This is a genomic window from Erythrobacter aurantius (genome assembly GCF_023823125.1).
Lineage (GTDB): Bacteria > Pseudomonadota > Alphaproteobacteria > Sphingomonadales > Sphingomonadaceae > Erythrobacter > Erythrobacter aurantius.
This window is the reverse complement of the sequence record NZ_CP090949.1, coordinates 922,712-943,198: the sequence shown is the minus strand read 5'-3', so window position 1 is coordinate 943,198 and position 20,487 is coordinate 922,712. Positions and strand designations below refer to the sequence as shown.

Annotated in this window: 11 protein-coding genes; 7 read left to right on the top strand and 4 right to left on the bottom strand. The window is 56.4% G+C overall.

Features of this window, described 5'->3' with window-relative positions; translation table 11 throughout:
- Positions 1-55: 55 nt before the first annotated feature.
- Genes L1K66_RS04655 through L1K66_RS04645 form a run of 3 tightly spaced genes read left to right on the top strand, consistent with a single transcriptional unit; the run spans position 56 to position 6,701 of the window.
- Positions 56-3,172 (top strand): helicase-related protein, encoded by a 3,117-nt coding sequence (locus L1K66_RS04655; protein ID WP_252259825.1) that lies wholly within the window; start codon positions 56-58, stop codon positions 3,170-3,172.
- Between the two features lie 8 nt (positions 3,173-3,180).
- Positions 3,181-5,028 (top strand): DrmB family protein, encoded by a 1,848-nt coding sequence (gene drmB / locus L1K66_RS04650; protein ID WP_252259824.1) that lies wholly within the window; start codon positions 3,181-3,183, stop codon positions 5,026-5,028.
- Positions 5,028-6,701: a nuclease-related domain-containing DEAD/DEAH box helicase gene (locus L1K66_RS04645; protein ID WP_252259823.1), complete on the top strand. Its 1,674-nt coding sequence runs from the start codon at positions 5,028-5,030 to the stop codon at positions 6,699-6,701. The genes drmB and L1K66_RS04645 overlap by 1 nt, the downstream gene beginning before the upstream one ends.
- Positions 6,702-6,708: 7 nt before the next feature.
- Here L1K66_RS04645 and L1K66_RS04640 read toward each other — a convergent pair whose 3' ends face one another.
- A complete protein-coding gene (locus L1K66_RS04640; protein WP_252259822.1) occupies positions 6,709-9,375 on the bottom strand; it encodes a UvrD-helicase domain-containing protein in 2,667 nt (888 codons plus the stop codon).
- A gap of 107 nt (positions 9,376-9,482) precedes the next feature.
- On the opposite strand from L1K66_RS04640, the gene L1K66_RS04635 reads away from it, so the two are divergent.
- Genes L1K66_RS04635 through L1K66_RS04625 form a run of 3 tightly spaced genes read left to right on the top strand, consistent with a single transcriptional unit; the run spans position 9,483 to position 16,225 of the window.
- Positions 9,483-12,482 carry a hypothetical protein gene (locus tag L1K66_RS04635; RefSeq protein ID WP_252259821.1) on the top strand — a complete coding sequence of 1,000 codons (3,000 nt, stop codon included), beginning with the start codon at positions 9,483-9,485 and terminating at the stop codon, positions 12,480-12,482.
- Complete coding sequence (locus L1K66_RS04630) at positions 12,475-15,429, top strand: DEAD/DEAH box helicase family protein (protein WP_252259820.1); 2,955 nt, start codon at positions 12,475-12,477, stop codon at positions 15,427-15,429. Before L1K66_RS04635 ends, L1K66_RS04630 begins: the two co-directional genes overlap by 8 nt.
- A gap of 31 nt (positions 15,430-15,460) precedes the next feature.
- Positions 15,461-16,225, top strand: a complete 765-nt coding sequence (locus tag L1K66_RS04625) for a PGN_0703 family putative restriction endonuclease (RefSeq protein WP_252259819.1) — start codon at positions 15,461-15,463, stop codon at positions 16,223-16,225.
- A gap of 36 nt (positions 16,226-16,261) precedes the next feature.
- Here L1K66_RS04625 and L1K66_RS04620 read toward each other — a convergent pair whose 3' ends face one another.
- Positions 16,262-17,002 carry a hypothetical protein gene (locus tag L1K66_RS04620; protein WP_252259818.1) on the bottom strand — a complete coding sequence of 247 codons (741 nt, stop codon included), beginning with the start codon at positions 17,000-17,002 and terminating at the stop codon, positions 16,262-16,264.
- 65 nt (positions 17,003-17,067) lie between these two features.
- On the opposite strand from L1K66_RS04620, the gene L1K66_RS04615 reads away from it, so the two are divergent.
- Positions 17,068-17,868, top strand: a complete 801-nt coding sequence (locus L1K66_RS04615) for a hypothetical protein (protein ID WP_252259817.1) — start codon at positions 17,068-17,070, stop codon at positions 17,866-17,868.
- Positions 17,869-17,913: 45 nt separating this feature from the next.
- On the opposite strand, the gene L1K66_RS04610 is transcribed toward L1K66_RS04615, so the two are convergent.
- Entirely contained in the window at positions 17,914-18,675 is a 762-nt protein-coding gene (locus L1K66_RS04610) for a M48 family metallopeptidase (protein ID WP_252259816.1), read from the bottom strand.
- 3 nt (positions 18,676-18,678) lie between these two features.
- Positions 18,679-20,409 (bottom strand): type I restriction enzyme subunit R domain-containing protein, encoded by a 1,731-nt coding sequence (locus tag L1K66_RS04605; protein ID WP_252259815.1) that lies wholly within the window; start codon positions 20,407-20,409, stop codon positions 18,679-18,681.
- Positions 20,410-20,487: the final 78 nt, after the last annotated feature.

Here is a 20,487-nt window from a genome sequence, read left to right as displayed (position 1 = left end):
CAAGAGAAGCGATCATATGACAGTGATAAATGACCCTTCCAGTATCCGATCGGAAATGGTTGACCGTCTCTCTGAAGATCTGATCGGGCCGCGATTGAAAAACGAAAAGCTCAAATCCCGTCCTTCGGATGTGTATCTGACAGGGATCCTCTGGCCGATGCGATCGGAAACTCCCGGAGAGGAGGACGACAAGCTTGAGGTTGGCAGCGCGGGCAGGAACGAGGAGGCGTCCGACGGTACGCCAGAGGAAATCCCGGCAAAATCCGTGATGCGCCCATCTACCGCTGGCGTGTCGTTTTCGGTCCAGTCCGCCGGTGAACACAAGATCAGTGTCGAGGTCAGCTTCGCCAGATACAACAAGGTGATCGAAGAAGATGGTCAGGAGTTTTGGGAAAGGACCCCGGTCGACCTCCTGATTGATGACATCAACTGTGACGGGAGAGCTCTCAGGATTGACCTTGCAGAGAAAAACGAGTTGGCAAGTGGTGCAGAGCTCCATGTCAGGGCAGTCGAAGGACCGGACTGTCGGCTCGTTACGGCAACCCTCATAAACTCCAACCTCTCGATGGTGGGAAGGGATGAGGCTGAGAGCAATACTTTCTTCCAGACAGTTTTAAAGGTCACAGCAGCTGAAGGATCTGCTCTCGTTCCGCGGCCTTCGATCAGGGGCTTAAACGCGCAGTCTGACGACGATGAGGCAGTCTCCAACGCCCTGCTCTATCGCAATGTGGAGGAGTATGCGGCAGGCCATACATGCTCCGCAGAGTGGTCTGCCCCATCTGCGGGGAAAAGCGGAAACACGGTTACTTTCATACGAAGTACCTGGTTGCCAAGCGGGATTGTTCCGGATGTTTCCTCGGCAGGACATGCCGTTTTCGAGGAGCTCGCCGCGGCAGGCGGAAGAGGCCCGCTCGGCGCGGACTTTCTCGCCAGTGCAGGCGCGGATGACCTGCTGCGCGGGCTGGAGGCATTCTGTGCAGCATACGAATGTTGGATCTCGGACCAGTTGTCGAAGTTCGTTGAACTAGAGGAATGGGAACAGAAGGCCGCTGAGGCGAACCTCGCGCAATGCCGCCTGGTCCTTACGCGAATGTCAGCTGCATGCAGCAGAATGGGGCGCGACACGGCCATGCGACAGGCGTTTCAGCTGGCCAACCTCGCCATGAGCACGCAGTTCGCCTGGGCACAGGAGGGTGGCAGCAGGCCTCTCGTCTGGCGGCCGTTTCAGCTGGCCTTTCTTCTGCTCGCCTCGGAGTCCACGATTGACCGTGGACACGTGGACCGGGATGTGATGGACCTACTCTGGTTCCCGACCGGAGGCGGCAAGACCGAAGCCTATCTGGGCCTCATTGCCATGCTGATTTTTCATCGTCGGCTGGCCGGTCCAGCCCAGAGCGGTCCCGGAGTGATAGCGGTCATGCGCTACACGCTACGACTTCTTACCACCCAGCAGTTTTCCCGCGCCGTTGCCATGATCGCCGCCTGCGAGGCCATCCGGACGCGCCTCATCGAGGCCAATTTCGATTTCCAACTGAACGGCGCGCATCCGGTCTCAATAGGACTTTGGGTTGGGGATGCCGCTGCACCAAACAAGCGAGCCACCGCCTACGCCGCTTTGCAAGGAGCGAAAGAGGTGTCCTCGCCGGAACAGCTTGCAAAATGCCCCTGCTGCCACAAGGACGTCAAATGGCTACAGCCACGGGCAACATCGCCCGTCAGCGTCCATTGTGAGAACAGTGACTGTCTGTTGCATGGCGAGCTTCCGGTCTGCACTGTTGATGAAGATATCTATGAGCAGCGACCGACCCTGCTCATTGGCACAGTCGACAAGTTTGCACAGATCGTCAGGAACGAACGCACTGTTATCCTGTTTGGTGCCCATGAGGGCAACACACCCGACCTCATAATCCAGGATGAACTGCACCTTATCTCAGGGCCGCTGGGAACGGTGTCTGGACTTTATGAGAGCGCCATAGATCTGATCTTTTCAGCATCCGGACACCCACCCAAGATCATTGGCTCGACCGCCACCATAAGGAAGGCTGAGGAGCAGGTAAGAGCGCTGTTCGACAGAAGGACCTGCCAGTTTCCTCCTTCGGGAATTGATTACCAGGACTCAGGTTTCGCCGTCACGAAACCCGTAATGGAAGAAGCGGAAGGGAGGCGCTACATCGGCATTTCGACGGCGGGCCGATCAGCCAAATTTGCACTCCAGGCCGTTGCGGGATCATTGCTCCAGTCGGCTTCGCGCTTTCCGACTGGCGAAGGCAAAGACGACTACTGGACCATGCTGGGCTACTTCAACTCTCTGCGCGAGTTGGGAGGTGCCCTCGTTCTCATGCAAGACGACGTGTCGGATTCGGTGAAGTTGTTTGCCGGTGCCCGATCTGAAGACGAGCGGGAGGTGTCGAACGTAGAGGAGTTGACCTCACGGCGCACGCAGGACGATATCCTCAAGATGCTCGACCAGCTTGAAATCCGGTGTGACGATGAAGGCTCGGTTGATGTCGTTCTGGCCACAAACATGGTCAGTGTGGGCGTGGATATAGCGCGGCTTGGGCTGATGGTTGTCAATGGGCAGCCGAAGACTACGTCAGAATATATCCAGTCCACCAGCCGGGTAGGTCGAAGTGACACGTCAGGACTGGTTGTAACGATCCTCAACAATGCAAAGGCACGGGATAGATCACATTTCGAGACCTTCGCGGGCTGGCACCAGGCCCTCTATCGGGATGTAGAAGCCACCAGCGTAACGCCGTTTGCCTCGAGAGCGAGGGACCGCGCTCTCCACGCTGCTCTGGTGGCTGCGGTACGTCACCTGATTCCGGGAATGACCGGTCAGTCTGACGTCGGTTTGACAGAGGAAAGGCGCGAGCTTGTCGAAGAGCTGGTTCACAAGATCGTTCTGCGCGCAGAACGAATTGATAGCGAGGAGACCGAGGTCGGTGCGGAGCTCGAAAAGCTGCTGAATGACTGGCAGGCAAGATCGCCCCAGAAATACTGGGACGAGTTTCGACCGTCTGCATCCCTGCTGCAAAGCGCCGAAAAGGCTGCCCAGAAAAGGGCTCTTGGTCGTGAGCCTGGCGATGCGTGGGCAACGATGAACACCATGCGTAGCGTCGAAGTCGGGTCGGCTTTCCGGATGGCTGAACGACTGCGCAAGGGGAGGTAAGGGAAGCCATGGCCAAGAATGATCTCGGAGAAGTCAGGCGAGCGTCGCTTGTCTCGACATTCGGTCCTGGTGCTGTTGTTGACTTCCGTGCGGCGGGAGGTGCCGTCTCAGGTGTAGTAGCCGGTCTCGAGACATGGGATGAGAAGTTTCCTCCGGCTGGTCTCGCGAACAGGCAAACGGTGACGGAGCGGCGTCTTCAAAAGAAATTGCAGGTCAGTGGTTTCAGGCTTCCCCCGGTTCTCGAAACGCGAACCTCGAAAGACGACAAGGAAGATAGCCGCCGCCTTGTCGCCACCAGATTCCCGATCTGGCTTCAATGTCCGAATTGCGACAGGATCGGAAAGTCCAGCGACTGGGCGAACATGGCTGGCAACCCTTCTCCTTATTGCGGCGAGTGCAGCAGAACGAGCGAGACTGGCCGGAAGGTACACGTCATTCCCGTGCGTTTCGTAATGGCCTGCGAGAACGGACATCTGGATGATTTCCCTTGGCACTTCTGGGTGCGTCACAAGGCTGGGTGCAGGAACGCAAGTCGTCATGGCTTCCTCGACTTCCGATCGGAAAGCGCCGGCCTTGCGGGGCTGGTCGTCAAGTGCCGGGAATGTGGCGCCCGGCGGTCAATGGAAGGCGTGTTCTCGAAAAAGATGTGGGCGAATGGTGCAAACTGCGCCGGGAAACGTCCCTGGCTGGTCGAAGCCGACGAGAACTGCGAACTCAAGCCAGTATGTGTGCAGCGAGGCGCCTCGAATCTCTATTTCCCGGTCGTCGAGAGTGCATTGAGCATCCCCCCCTGGATGCCGAACTTGCGGGAGAAGCTGGGTGGTTTCTGGGGACCGCTTTCACTTACATTTCCGGAGGACCGGGCCAGGCAGATCGAGAGATACTGTGAGGATCCCTCGTTTCGGCATGTGCTCGACAGCCTTGGGAAAACTCCAGCGGAACTGGCTGATCTGATCGAAACTGAACTCAACCAGGATGCAGAGATCGATATCGATCACCTCCGTCTTGCCGAATACCGGCAGTTTCTCAATTCACAGTCTGAAGTGAGCGATAGGGAATCCGAGTTCGAGATCCGCCATGAGCCGGTCCCCACAAACCTTGAAGGCCTGATATCTGATGTCGTCCGGGCGGTCAGACTTCGCCAAGTCCAGGCAATCAGGGGCTTTACCAGGATTAACCCTCCCGGAGATCTGGCAGAGGGCAACATTGCACTCCTGAGCGAGCAAAAGCTGCCGTGGCTGCCCGCGATCGAGGTGAGAGGGGAAGGCATTTTCGTTGCTCTGGATGAGGAGCAGGTTGAAACTTGGGAACAGCGCGCAGTTGTTCTGGATCGGGTCCAGCGTTTGAATGATGATCATGCAAGGGCATGGAAGGAGCGACATGGTGAAGATGCGGTTCCAAGGAGCATTTCTGCCCGTTTCCTTCTTTGCCACACGCTCTCTCACATCGTCATGAAGCAGCTGACCCTCGAGTGTGGCTATTCTTCTTCTGCAATCCAGGAACGCCTCTACGCTGACGAGGAAGGTGGCGAGATGGCAGGCTTTCTTATCTACACGGCGACCTCTGACGCGGATGGCACACTTGGCGGCCTGCAGCGTCAGGGAAGGTCCGGCCGGTTTGGCGAAATGTTTCTCAATGCGGTTCGGTCAGCAGAATGGTGCTCGTCAGACCCTCTCTGCATTGAGGATCTCATGGGGGCGTCAGCAAGCTTCTCCCGCTCGGCATGCCACGCCTGCGTTCTTGCGCCGGAGACTGCTTGCGAGGAGTTCAACCATTTCCTCGACCGCGCCCTGATTGTTGGCACTCCGGACCTACCGGAACTCGGATTCTGTTCGAGTCTTCTGGAGAAATACTGATGGCGAAGATGTGGCCGGAGAAGCTTCCCCTTGAGGTACGCAACACGCCCTTCCGGAAGGCCGAGATTTCTGTCTTCGATGCGCTGGAGAGGGTTCTCGAAGACGACTTTGTGGTATTCTATTCGAGGCCATGGCTCGGGGAAGACCGCTTCGGTAACGAACGGGATGGCGAATGTGATTTTCTGATCGCACATCCGCGCTTCGGCATTTTCGCCATTGAGGTAAAGGGGGGAGGTATTGCCTACGATCCGTCCGCTTCCCAATGGGTCAGCACTGACCGTGACGGGATCAGACACCGCATCAAGGATCCAGTCAGTCAGGCAGTCAGCGCCAAGCATGAGATGCTTCAGAGACTGAAGGACCACCGCCAGTGGCCAACCAGGCGCATCCATATCGCACACGGTGTGATTTTCCCCAATGCGGCGTCACCTCCGTCAGATCTAGGCGCTGATAAACCGCGAAGGATCTTCTGCTGTGCCAAGGATCTCAGGCACGACCTCAGGGCATGGGTCGGGCAGCGGATGGGAGAAGGCCGGGAGCAGACGGATGACGAACCGCTGGGCGCAGATGGCATCAGGGCCCTCGAGGATATCCTCGCCAAGCCTGTCCAGCTCAAGTTCTCTCTTGGTGCTCAGATCGATGACGCCAACAGGCAGTTGATCGCGCTTACTCCGAGTCAGTTTCACATCATTGACATGATTTCCGGAATTCCGAAGACGCTGGTTGAAGGTGGCGCCGGAACCGGCAAGACAGTCATTGCGATTGAGGAAGCGCGCAGGTCAGCTCTCGCTGGCAGAAAGACGCTTCTGACATGCTTCAATCGCTCACTGGCTCGTTCGATGCAACGCATGGCGGGCGATGTCGCAAATCTGGACATTTTCAGCTTTCACTCTTTCTGCAGACATGTTGTCAAACTCGCAGGGCACCAGCTCCCGGGTGAGGACGGCAGTCCAGAATACTTCGGAAAGCGATTGCCTGAAGCCGCAATGCTGGCCGTTGAGAGCGACACCTCGCTGCGCTGGGATGAGATCGTTGTCGATGAGGGGCAGGATTTCCAACAGCTGTGGTGGATCATCCTCGAAAGTGCGCTTTCAGATGAGCGAAGGATGCGGGTTTTCGCCGACTCCAACCAGCAGGTTTATGGAGAACTGGAAGCGCCACCCGCCGACCTCGAGCTGATTCCGATCCGGCTCAGCCAGAACCTGAGAAACACGCGCAACATTCATGTTGCCGCTGCAGAGCACTATTCGGGATTTCCAATTACGGCGATTGGCCCAGAGGGAACCTTGGTTGAATGGCTGCAGGTGGAAACTGATCAGCCGCTGCCGCGGGTGATGGCTCAGAAGCTCAAGGATCTAGTGAACAAGCAGGAATGGTCACCTAGCGGAACAGCGCTCCTGCTACCCAACTCCGAGATGGTGGAGGAAACCAGAACTCTTGTCGGCAGGACCAACATGGAAGTCACCGACGCTGACGAGATGTCCGATGACGCCGTGGTGATTGACACGGTCAGGCGCTTCAAGGGGCTTGAAAGGCCTGTCGTCCTGATAGCTTTCCGCGCACAGGATCTTGGGACAAGCGAATACGCCTACGTCGGTTTGTCCCGTGCATCCAGCCACCTGGTGATTGCGGGTAGCGGCGAGGTGCTGAAATGGCTTGGTCGAAACGAGTGAATGTCTTTCAGGCCCGATTGAAGAAGACGAGCGGCGCTCCCGACAGGATTGGGACCAGTGTGAATGATGGCATGCCGGCCTCGTCAAGGTTCGCTACAGATGTTGCGCCAAGCATGAAAGCACCCTCGATATTTCGTGCCGGGTAGACTTTCTCCTGCGTGAGCTTCTCGGCGATTGACCGTAGGTCCATATTGAATTCGTTTGAAAGGGTGCCGATCTCGATACCTGTGTCACTCATTGTGATCCTGTAACGACCATCGGCGAACGTCAGTCCAACGCTTTGCGCACGCTCTGAGGACTGCCACAATACAAAATTGGCATCGTCCCTTGATTGGCTGCTCGAAGAATACGGTGTCGGCTCGATATCCCCCGGGCATCCGATTTCCACTTTCGCGGCCGGGCTCTTGCTTCTTGACCACTCGCGCCAAGTTCGACGGGACGGATTATTGAGGGTTTTCATTCCACGTGGAGACGCAGCAAGTCGCAATTCTGAAGAGGCGCGGGTGGCGGCTACATAGAGAACCCTTGCTTCCTCAAGAAGATCGTCATCTGTCTTATCATTGGGTTCGAATGGGAGACTGAGCACAACCGTTTCGGCCTCTCGGCCTTTTGCGGCGTGAATGGTTGAAAAGAGAGGTGCCGAACGCGGCCCGACGTCCGAGATCGCGACCTCAGGCAAGGGAGATCGGCCCAGCATGATTTCAGCCAGCCTGGCCAGATCAATCTCCGTTGCTGTCGTCCCACAGATCCTGCAAAGGGATTGCCAGGCTTGCTCGGCCGGCAGACCGGGGTGTGGTCTGAGCTCACTATAGAGCTCCACAAATTCGCTTCGCGAGATAGCGCGCCCCACGAAATTGTGGAGGGTGGCTGCAATCCACGGCTGAACAAGATTGCGATGCTGGGACAACCTCGTCCTGAATGGTGTCCCGTTCCTAAGCGCCTGATCGATCGCGGAGTTGAGCTGACCGCGCCACCTGTAAAGGTAAAAGGTGTCTCGCCGCTCGTCTGCAGCTCGTCGCGTGTTTGCAGGAGAGGCCGTTTCCTCAATTCTTTGGCGAATTCGACTATAGATCTCTCTTGCATCGAGACCGGTGTCACGCAGGAGCGACCGGCCCTCAGAAAACATCGCCTCAAGGCCTGGAGACTTGCAGCGGTAGTTGCGGTCGAGCGCTATATTCTCGAACGGCGGTTCCCAGCTCTCTAGTTCCTTTTCGACACCTTGTAGGCTCACATCAAGAAACCCGTATATGGCCTGCGCGGGATCGTGAAAGACAGACACACCACATTCGTCTGTAATGTTACGCAGCATGGCCAGAACGAGCGCCCGGCGAGCGCCCGTAAGGTCCTGCGCCTCATCAATCAGCACGTGCTGATAGCGTTCGATCTCATCCAGAAGCCAATCCTCCGGATCGGCAAAAAGCTTCAGTGCTGCCGAAATGCTTCCGTCGAAATCGCCTGAAGTCTGACTTCCGCCGCCTGCTCCGGCATTTAGAGACCAGGCGAGGGAGTCGAGGGTCTGGATATTCAGTTGATAGGCGTCACGAGGATCCTTGAGGAACGACGCAATTCGGCCTCTGATCTCCGCGACCGCGGCTCTCGTAAAGCTGATTATCAGAATTCTTGATGGCGACGTTCCGGCCTCAATCAGTCTCGAGACCCGCATGCAGGCGGTCCAGGTTTTTCCTGAACCGGGGCCCGCAGCAACAAGAAGCCGTGCTGATGCCGAGCTATCGATTACCTTAGATTGAGCAGGGTCACGTGTGACCGGTGTCTGTTCTGCAAGTGGGATGCCCAGCCATTCAGAAAGAGTTGTCCTCGCTTTGTCCGACAGATCCCATCTTGTCAGATCGTCGTCCAGCGGCTCTCCGACAAGAGTCAGCGCAGCCAGAACAGTTGATGGAAGCGGCAGATCCTCTGGCCAATCCCTGGTACCATCAATGCCAGTCTCGCTCAGGTAAAGCCACGAGAGGTACTCGTCAGAGTCGAGGCGGATGCGGCGTTCATTTCCCTGCTCGCCCTGAAAGCAGAGAAGGGGCACATCTTGCTCTCCATCTGCAGCGAGGCACAATCTTGAACTCGTTCCTTGCAGGCTGACCTCATACTTTCTTTCCAGCCCACTTTGTTGATGGTGCTCGGGGAGGCCGCCAGAAAGGCGAACTGAGGTCAGTATCTGCGACGGCGAGGTGTCCTGATTGAGGGCCAGACTCTCGGCAATCGCTGGCCAGGGAGGAGGCGAAAGGTGATCGAAAAGGCTCACCGATCCCTGTTGCCTGCCAACCCTTCTTATGACGTTCTTGCCAGCCCCGCTCATGGCCTCGCCAGGGGCGTCCCCGAGAATAACATACTCTTCTGTTTCGAGATCCACGGTCTTTGGTTCCACGGATATCAGAAACGTCGAGCTCTCCCTGCTTGCGGCTGCGCAATCTCCTGCCGCCAGGAGCTGTGAGCAAACACTCCTGAACCGCTTCTTCAACATCTCGCCTGTATATCCGGCAGCTGAGGCGAGCGTGAGAAACCACTCCTCAAGCTCATCCCGATCGGCCACACGGTTCACACTGACAAAACTCCGTACCGCCTCTGCGATGCTTCCTCTTGTTGGCAGTCCTGCCTCGTCGGAAGGCAGACCGAGTGAACGAGCGAAGTCCTCTGCCTTTACCGGCTTTATAGAGTTCACGAATACTCCCCACCAATCACGCAAATTCAACTATTTGGATTCAGGCTTGTATCAATTCCCGAGATTGATATCTCATGAAAATGGCCTTGGACATGGGAAAGGCATAAATGAGCCTCTCTGAGATCGAGCGCAGCGTTGGGGCGGCTTACCAGCGCTGTGCCAGTGAGAGATCTGGGCAACCTGTTTTTGGCTTGGAACACGGCCTCGAGCCTGATGAGATCGCACGAGCCAAAGTGGAACTTGGGCGTCGCCTCCGGTCTCACTCTGCTGATTTGGCGATCTCACCCTTTCCATTGTGCCTGGTCGCCTGCTCGTCGGAGGTCGGCTATCACTATCGCGGAACCGGGACCGATTTCTGGCCCAAATTCGAGGCTGAAATTGGGGCTGAGCTCGATGAGTCAGCGCGTAAAGCCCATACGAAGGCGTTCGAGTTCGCTCACAAGGGTCTCGGAATCAAGGCGCCCGCGGATACCCCATGGACACGAAACTTCAGGCATATTGCATGGCCGGTCACCAATGCGATCGCGTCGAGGGAGGTTCATCGGCCTCTAGCGATGGCTCTCCGAAGGACGATGGCTTTTGCGTTTGCGGACTCGTCGGTGGACGAACTCGTGGCTCGGCTAAGAATTGAGGCTCGCTCCCAGCAGAATACGAGGCTCATCGAGTGGCTGGAGGTTACTGATGTTGCTTCTGCTCTGGTCGCGAGACTTCTGGAGATCCCGCCTCCAGAGGGCGCGGTGGATACCGTGTCGCTGGACCGGATCATCGCGGATCTTGAGGCTGATCCAGTTGCAAGGCAGGCAGTGGCATCCGCTTCAGCCAGACGCAGTGCAGCGCGCCCCAGAAGAGAGCGCCCAAAATTCAGGTTCAGCGCACATCTCGCCAGCGACGACGCCCCCAGTTTCTCATTACGAGTACCTGAGCTTGATCTACGTTCGCTGGCACTTCTCGAGGAAGAGCTTGGAAGATCAGGCGGGGCAGTTCCTCTTGCTCCGCCGGGGATGGAGTTGAGGCTTTCCGACCTCGCGCCCGGGCGCGATCTTCTGATGAGCCCGCAGATGCTTCATGCGGTCATGTCAGGTGAGGTTTCTGGTTTTGTTGACGAGGAAAGAAGCTCAGCGGTCCTCACAGAGCAGCTTAGCGATCTGATGCCTACAGCCTCCGACCCCCTTTTCCTCGTTGAGGAAACCCGAGGCGGCTCATTCGTGGATTGGCCGATTGATCGAAAGATACCTCGATCTCGGCGCATAATCGTCGCCACATCACGAAAACTACCTGAGAGCGACAGTCTTGTGCTGCTTTCCGGCGTCGGAGATTTGAAACTATTTGAAGTCAATGCAGCCATTGATGATGGTCGCTCCTTTCTCGCAAGCGCCAATCTCTTCATGGACCAGCACCCCGTCTTTGAATTTGTTGGCGGCATCCAGATCGGAGAGGGAGTTCGTGGCCCGGTCTTCGCACGCGGAATGCCTGTAGCCCTCAGGCGATGTGGTCCGGATAGTGATGGCGAATGGTCCATCAGGTCGGGGGAAGCTGGAACAGTCTCACTTTCCGAGGCGGAAATCGCTGTCGTTCTTGACGGCACGAAAGAAAGGGATGTGCTGGAAGTACGTACCGGTGCAGCTAGGGCTACCTCGGAGATTCAGTTCTACGAACCCGGTCACGCTAGCAGTCCACTGGCGATAAGAATGGAGCCTTCATCGCCATCCGTGGAGGACATTGAACGGGGCCGGCTCAGTCTGGTTGTCGATTGTCCCTTGGATCTTCCCTCGGTCACTCTTCAGGTCAGCATCCATTCCGGCGGCCGCGTGATTGCATCGAGTTCCGGTGCCCTGAGTATGATTCCGGCGACCTATGCCGAGACATCGCGGGTTACTGCTGAACTGTCTCGGAAACTGGCAGATGCATCTCCAGCGAGATCCTCCCGTCTATATCTTGAGGTCTCGCTTGAGGGGATCTGGAAGCACCGCCAACCACTTGGCTGGGATCCGGTGCCTGTCGATTGGCACCGCAATGGTAACTCGTGGCGGGCTGTCTCGGAAACCGGTGAGCTGGAGCTTTCCCGCTCCATGATCGAGGCTCCGTTGCTCCGGGAAAGGTACGACGAGACAACAGAAACACAGGATGTTTTCACCGTGTTCGTACCCGACAAACAGGGAGAGACTATCTTCGAGGGCGCGATAGCTGATGGCCCGGGGAAACTGGACCTTGGAACGATCGAGCCTGGATTGCCAACGGAGGTTTTGAGGACTCTCGCCGGTTCTTCAGAAGCAGCAGGTTTCCGGGAAACGCTTGAGGGATATCTGCTCTGGTCCTGTGCGAGGCCCACCCATTCGGTTGCATCGCTGGTAGCCCGTAGGGTTGCGGGAGCCATCGAGGCCAAGATCGTACAACAGCTGTGCGGCACTGAGTGGGTCAAAGCCGAAACGCGTTCGCAGATCTCGGGCGGATCGCTTCACGATGTACTTGCCTCCGAGGCGCTTGAGTCTGGTTTGATCGCGGAAGAGGAGATCCCTCCGATTCCTGAAGCTCGCCGTCAGACTTTCCTCAAAATCCTGTCGTCGAAGATCGAGGCGGCGTGGACAATCATGCCACTGGACCCTGAGCAAATCGATTTTGAGCTATTTGCTGATCGAATGGATGTGGCAGCAGCGGATGCCTACGAAGAATTCGCTTCACATGTCGATGGCCCTGATGTCGAGAAGTTCGAGAACGCCGACCCGTATTCCGAACCACCGCTATGGCGTAATGCGCATCGCATGGCAGTTGGCAGGATCAGCGGCAGATTGATGTCGCAGCTCATACTCCCCACCGAGCGCGGAAAGCAGCTCCAAGAGTGGGACTATCGACAGTCATCGGCGAAACTGATCTCACTTCTTGCAGAACTGCATGCTGATCTCTCCCCCCGAGGCCAGCGAAAGTGGATCGATGCCTCCATCCTTCAGGATGGCTTCCATTTATGGATTGAGCCTTCCGAGCTCCTGAAAACTGATGACTGGCTCAGCTCCATCTCGAGGTTCTTGCAGGACCGCCAGACTGCCCGAGCGGTCCGGTATGCTGCGCTACGCTACCGTGCCTCACGATCGCTGGTTCAGATCAATGATTGACAGTCGCTTTCTGGCGTTCGCCAACGGTGTCCAGGCGATGCGTCGCCGAATTGAAGGCCAGGGCCTTGGTATCTGCGGGGCGCTCGGCGTCGCAGGCGAACCCTACCCATACCAGATCAGTACGGTCAGACGCATCCTTGCCAGCACCAGGATAAGGCATCTCATCGCGGATGAAGTCGGGATGGGAAAGACTGTCCAGGCTCTAATGGTTCTGAATGCCCTTAGAATGGAAAAACCTCAGCACCGCACGGTAATCCTGACGCCACCTCGGCTTATCGATCAGTGGCACAAGGAATGCTGGACGAGAGCGCACATCAAGGCGTCGGTCTTTGACGGTTCGGGTGAGTTGGACGAGGACTTTGTGCGGATCATCAATCCGCAGACCCTGCAAAGTCGACGGAACAGTGGGGATGAGGGCTTCGAGGCATTCGCACTCGATCCGGATTTTTTTGATCTGCTGATAGTGGATGAACCCCAACTGCTCCCGATAGAGGTCATTGAGGCTGTCCAGCGCGCCTCACGCGATTTCCGTCAGGTGCTTCTCCTTTCGGCTAGCCCGCGGCTTGGTGAGCCGAACTCGCGAAACAGGATTCTGTCCATCCTTGAGCCTGAACGGGCGATGCTTGCAGAGGCCTCGGGCAAGGATCTCGATGGGCTCATCGACGGCCTTGAGGAAACCGCTCTTAAGGAAGTTGCCGAGGACAGACTTGATGGCCGACTCGCATTCGAGCAGTTCTCAAGAAGCCGGCGAATTATCAGATCGACCAGAAAGCAATGGCCAGACTTTTTTCCGAAGAGAAAATACGAGGCCGTGGTTTCGGACCCGATCGATGGTGACGTCGGAAGATTGCGGCATGGACTGGACTGGTTGGCGAACGACAGTTCGTCGAGCCGCGATTACTGGTCAAATGCTCAAACCCTGCATCGCGGCTCAAGGTCAGTTCGTAGCCTGCTGACAAGACCAGATCTCGAGGACACGGAATCCAGACGCCTTGCCCTGGAGTTCTGTGACAGTGGTCCGGGAGACGCCCGACTGGATGTGCTTCTCGATATTCTCAGATCGATCTGGGAGCGTGACCAAAGCCAGCAGGTGGTCATCGTGGCAGGTGACAATCCGACGATTGATTTCGTTTCGTCAAACATCCGTCGATTCTTTGGTGAGGGCACGGGAATCTCGACCCTGCGAAGGCCAGCTGGTGGCGCAAATGAGGCGCTGGATGACATTCGGGAGATGCAGGAGGCCATGGCACGCTTCTCGGCCGGCGAGGACCAAGTCCTGTTTGTCGGGGAATGGGTTCAGGCTGGGATCAACCTGCATTACTTTGCCTCCAACATCGTGTTCTACAATCCGCCGTGGGACCAGAATGCAATTGATCAGCTCATCGGACGCCTTGATCGACTTCGTCCAAATGCTCTCTTCAAGGGCGAACGGGGCAAAGACATTCGCATCTGGACAATTGTCCAGCCCGACACACCGGAAAGCAGGGTCGTGGCCGGGCTCACAAGGCTGGGACTTTTCGATGAGCCTATGCCCCCCGTGCCTCCTGATACTGCAGAGGATATCCGTCGGGCTCTTGAAGATTTGGCGATGGCCAATTCACAAAATGATGCGTTCGCGCGTCTCGAGCGGATTGGGGATGAGATCCATGAGACAGCCCGGATTTCGAGGCTGGACGATTTTGCTCCGCCGCTCACTGAGCTTGCCACCCAGCACTACGCTCAGTTGCAGGGGGCTTACCCGCCTGAGCCCGTGATTTCGTCGAAAATCTCAGAAACCTTCACGCAGAAAAGTGAAGCTGCGCTTGTTGGTTGGCTCAAGTTCTTGAGCAGAGCTCGGCTCTTTATGCTCCAGGGGCGGAAGGACAAGCACGACCCTGAGACCAGGTTCATGACCTTTTGGTACCAGGACACATTCAGGAAAGCTCCGCCCGCAATTCGTCTCACCGAGATGGAAGGCACGAACTGGATGTCTGACCATATTCCCTTCTTGAGCCGATTGAGAGATCTCCATCGTCCGCCGTTGATGGTTGTGCACACTGATGATGGCGAGCCTGAAGGTCGGCCGCTCAGGTTCTTCAGCCACGGCGACAGCATCCATGATGATCTCATCGAGCAGTCTCTCAAGGCTGCGCGCGAAGCATGCTCTGAAGATACCCTTGAGGTTGAAACCATCAGGTTTGATGAGGACAATGCAGCTGCCAACAGGTTCAGGAGCAAGCCGGTGCTCGCGGCAGCCTTCTGCGCGGAAGCGTCTGCAATTGGCCTGCCTGATCAGGTGTTTGAAAGCTACAAGGCCACTGCGGAAGAGATCATAAGCGAAGCTCTTGGAGAGGGTCAGAGGGCGCGATTAAGATCGCTCTTCAATCTCGTCACAGACTGGTGGCGAACGGATCGACGCTGGCTAAACCTGCATCTTGAGCCCATCTTTGAGGTTAGCGCCTTCTTCCTCGCTGAGGATGTTTGGAAGGTACTTCCCTCCGCGGCACTTCTGGATTTGATGAAGGGCGATGTCGATCGGGAGAAAGCCAGCTTTCCTCGGGCCTACGGTAATCCACACAGAATTGATGCGAGCCTTGTAGAGGAGGCTTTGGAAGACCTTTACTCTTCGCAGGAGGCGACGATCAGGGCACGTTGGGCCGATAGTCTGCGGGGGCTTGAAGACGCGGTTTCGCATCGCCTTGTCGTCCTGGCGATTGAGGGGGACGACCTGCTCAGTATTCTGAAGCTCAACGTTGAAAGAGCCCGGAAGCGGGCTGAAGTAGACGATGAACGGCAGCGACAAATGCAGCTGGGGCAACTGGAGGCCGCCGAGAGAATCCTGAGGTTGGCAGAAGTCTCAATAGAGGCGCGCCGCAGCTGGTTGAAGGGTATGACAGCGCTTCTCGGAGAGCCCATTCCTGATCGTCTCGGCACGGCCCTCTTCCGACCGGTTCCCTACCAGAACTGATCCGGTCTTTAGTACAGGAGCCTGCCGGGCAATGACCGCACAGGATAAGATGGCGAGTTTGTTCCTACCCGGTGTACCGGTCAATCACATCTTACAGCGTCTTACTGATGCTGGAGGCAAAGAGATCGAGAGTGGCAAGCTCGCCAGTCCCGAAAGTTCCGCGGCACTTGCCGTAAATTGCTTCGGCTGGTTCATACCCAGACTGCACCTACTTCCTTCTTTCCCGGATCTCGAAGAGGTCGGAAGGGTTCAGCTGGTCGATGTCGAGTTCTGTGCCCGCTTCCCATGGTCGGGCGGGAGGCATCCATGGCTGGACGCGGTAATCCAGACTTCCAGCATGCTCATCGGTGTCGAGAGCAAGCGCTACGAGCCCTTTCGAGATGCAAAGAAGGTGGACCTCTCGCCTGCATACGATCGTGACGTGTGGGGCCCGAACATGAGGCGCTTCGAAGACCTGCGAGATCAGCTGCGCTCGGGTGAGACCAAATTTGAGTACCTCGACGGTGCACAGTTGCTCAAGCATGCTTTCGGTCTCGTGACGGAAGGCCGTCGCCGTGATCGCGTGCCTGTTCTGGCTTACATCTATGCGGAGCCTCGGACGCGCTCTGGCAAACCGATCGATGCCGAGATGATTAGGGAGCATCGGGCAGAGGCAGATCGCTTCGGGAACTCAGTTGCAGGCGATGATGTCCGATTCATCCACTCCAGCTATCGTGACTGGTTGGCGCATTGGAATGAGGGAAATCCCGAACTGACTGCTCATCGGGACCGGGTTGTTGAACGGTTCGACCCTTGAGGATCGGAAGCCATTTCTCTTTCACAAGTTGAGGGATCAGCATTCCAGGCGCTGTAGACCATGAAATTGGGCATCAGCTGCGTAACCGCGCCATATGGGTTGGTCTCGGTCTTCATCCAGCGCGAAGGCCACTGGGGCAAAATGCCCGTGCTTGCTGAGGTGTTCGCAATCTTGGGCAACTTCTCTCCAATTCGACGGCAAAGTCGCAATTGGGTCCGGATAGCGTGTTGCTCTAACAATAGCCCATTCTGGTCCTTTTTCAGAAATGAACCATATGTTTGGATGGACCTTGGGATTGGAATGGCTGGACATGATCTCATAGCCCTGTTCCTGAAGCCTCTGTTTCACGACCTGCACGGCAAAATCCAGCAATTCCCAGTCAGTGACCTCGATCCGCTCGTCGGAAACAAGCCAAGTTGGATCGATTGCTTCACCGCTGCGCATGTCGACCAGTCCCCAGCCCGGTCTTTCCGGTCGCCATCCATTCGAAGACCTTCTCATCGGCATGAGGCAGGGGTGGCCATTCCATCCAGTCGCGACAGAAAACAGCCCATCCCGGCTGCCCGGCACCTGTGCCCCATCCTCAATATCCTCCAATCGGATGAAGAATACCTGATTGCCAATACGGAAAGACAAGTGCTCGAGGAATGGCGGACGAGGATCGACCTTCAACCAGCTCTGCAGCCCATCCTGGAAAAAACCCTGGATGTGCCTTCCCGCAGCCTGCCACATGGCGAGGAATTCGGCCGAGGGTTCAGCGGTTTCGACTTGGTACAATTCCATGCCTTTCGATAGGGCTCGATTGAAATTCTGTTTCTGAGAGAATTACAACAGTTTGCATCATGCGGCATCATAACTCACCCGATTCTTTATTCTCTGCTGACATCGAGACCGATGACTGGGTGCTTTTCCATGGAACATCAAGTTCTGGGGCTGCCGCAATAGAAAAGCATGGTCTCCATCCACACGCGGGCGCTGCCACAAAGGAAACGGTTGATCGCGTTCTCGCTGTAGTGAGCGCGATCGATTGGATTTCGCCCGCCGCCAGCTCGCTCATGTCTTACTCGCAGGGCTTTGATCTCGCGCATGGCGGAAGCCCCTTGTTTCTTGCGGAGTCAAGCCTTCGTGCAGCTCGCTACGCTTCTGATGATTTTGCTGGAGGGGAAAAACTGAGTCGAATTCGCAAGACTATCGATGATCTTGCGAGATTCCTCGAAGATGAGGACTTGCGAGATCAGCATTATGCCAGCAAGGTCAGGACCTACGAGAAATACCAGCGTGTGATGCACCCGGATCAGCTCGAAAGCCTCCGGCCCAAGATTGTAGATCTGGGCTGGCTATCCGCTCAACTTGCCGCCCTTGAGGATATTCGAATTATCGCCGATGAGGCGAGGGTACGGCATTCGAATGGTGTGGTGTTTGCATTCCGGTTCGACGCGGACGACGTGAAGCATATGGTGCGACATCAATCTATGGGGATTATGACCATGAGACCCATTCCACCCACGAAGATTATTGCCAGTACATCGGTCCCGAAGGATTTCGACTGCGGTCCGCGCAATGATCGTTACCGCCTTCTGTTTCTTGACAAGGCCATAGCTTCAGCCCTGAAGCCCTGGACGATCGAATGGCGGGAACATTGAAATGAGCATTCCTGCCACGGCGAGGCGTTGCGAAGGGATCTTATGTTAAATTCCGGCCTGTGATTGAACTGCTGAGCTGCTCCTAGAGCTTGGCGCAAGTAGCAACTCAGCAAGCCCGTCCAGTTCGGACTTGGCAGATTTCCAATCGCGCATGCTCCGGGTGAGCAAATCATAGAACCGCTTGCTGTGGTTATGTTCCTGCAGGTGACAAAGCTCGTGCAAGATTACATATTCGATGCAGTGCCTCGGTGCCCTGATAAGAGCCGGATTCAAGTAGATCGTACCTTCCGGTGAGCAGCTTCCCCACTGCGACTTCATCCGGATGAGCTTGAGGTTCGGCGTCGCCCGAACCCATGAAAGGCGCATGGAAATCTCGTCCAACTTCGAGCCCAAGTAGTCCGCCGCTCTCTTGCCGTACCATTCGTCCAAGCGCCTCTTCACCGCGGCAGGATCGGCAACCGGCAATGTTACTTCAAGCCTGCCCCGCAACAGCCTGACTGATGACGGCTGCTCATTCGTCTCTACGACGACCAGCTTGTGCCGACGGCCTAGATAGAAATGGGTTTCGCCGCTGACATAGTCTCTCGGCACCACTTGGTCCCTAAGAGCGAGCGCTGCGGCTCTTTGCTTGAGGATCCAGCGCGCCCGCTTCTGAGTGGCCGCTCTGATATCAGCCTCAGACCTATCTCGCGGCGCTTCAACTTCGACGTCGCCATTTGGGTACACATGAATGCGAACTCGGCTTGCAAGCGCCTCTGACCGCTTCACGCGGCAAGCAATTTCTTCGGCACCATACTTGATGAACATAGGCTAATCGCCTCCGCGCGCCCTGCCAATGCGGGTGATCTCGACTACCTTTTCGGTAATGGTCTTCGCCTTATCCAATCCCGTTAGGCCGAATAGTCGCGGAAGCAGCGCCTTGCGGATGGCTGCTTCGATATTGGCGGGGTTGAGCGAGTTTTCAGCGACTGCATCGGTCACGGCCTGTTCCATATCCAGAGCCGCTTTCTCATAATCAGACTGATCTGAGCCGAGGACTTGCTCATCACCGACTTCAAGCCTCAACACCCCGAAATAGGCCTCGGCTTGGCGGTGACCCTCGAGAGCTTTAGGTGTGCCCTCAACATTTTTCGCCGCAAGCTTCTCTTCCAGATCCTTAAACAGCACAAATTGCTTGTAGGGGTGGTCGAACAGCGCTGACGCTTCCTCAATCGCTCGCTTCAATAGGTCCGAAAAATAGAGCTGCGCATAGGGGTCATCAGCCAACTCTTGCTCAATCGTCTTGCGCACCCTTGAGCGTATAATGTCGGTCTCGTTGCGCGTTTTTTCCGGCGTCCACTCTTCGGGGTTCTGGTGCTTCCCGAGCTCATTGACGATCAAAACGCCATCCGCATTGTCGACGTCCTCGCCAACGACATACTTGTCGACGAGCCGCCTGATTTGGTCCTCATAAGCGCTGTAATCGACTGCTTCTTGGGCGTCCTGGCGCACAATCTTGCGCAGGTTAGTGAAGAACTTCAGGTCGCGCTTGTACGTTGCGACTTGCTCCTCGGTGATCGATGGATCGTCATAGAATGAGCGTGAGCCCAAGGCGATCTTGAGACAAAGTCCAAATTCTGTCAGCGCCTCGTAGAAATCTTCCCTCAGTTTCTGGTTTTCGTCGATCACCGTACCATCGTCGGATTCGTTCGTGTGCGGTACAAGCAATTGACGATATTGCTCGATATCGGCCTTGTTCTTGACTGAGTTGAACAAGCCCCAAAGCTCCGAATGGAGCAGCGGCAGCCGCTTATACTCGGTGCAGACATCGGCATAGAGCTTGTCGATGTCATCGATGTCGAAGCCGCCCTGCGTACGCTCAGCCAGGTCCTGATACTCGGTAAGTGCGGTGTCGAGTTCCTTGAGGATTCCCCGGTAGTCGATGAGCAGCCCATAGGGCTTCTTCTCATGCAGGCGGTTCACGCGCGCTATCGCCTGGATCAAGTTATGCTGCTCAAGCTTCTTGTCGATATAGAGGACAGCGTTGCGCGGCTCGTCAAACCCAGTGAGGAGCTTGTCGACGACGATCAGAATGTCCGGACGGCCTTCTGTCGAAAAGTCTTCGATGACCTGCCGCTCATAGTCTTCCGCATCGCCTTTGACGTTGTCCTTCCACCACTGTTGGACTTCGGGAAGCTCGGCCTCATCGACCTCCGAATGGCCTTCGCGCGTGTCGGGCGGCGAAATCACGACCGCGCTTGAAACTAGCCCAGTTGCATCGAGCGCCTTCTTGTAACGAATGGCCGAGCGCTTCGAGTCCGTCGCCAGTTGCCCTTTCAGGCCCAAGTCCAGATCCTTGAAATTCTCCGTGAAGTGCGTGGCGATGTCGAGCGCGATAAGCGCAATTCGGTCGTCGGAGCCATAAATCGCTCCCTTGGTGCCGAATTTCTTCTTCAGATCGCCTTTCTGCTCCTCCGAAAGACCAGCAGTGACCTTCTCGAACCAGAAGTCGATTGCCAGTATTGCGCGCGACCATGGAAGGTGCAGGACTCGGCTCGGCAAGCTCGTTGCCCTCTCGCGTCTCGCACCCGACATCATCACCGCAATTGTCGAGGGCAATCAGCCCGAACATATCACCGC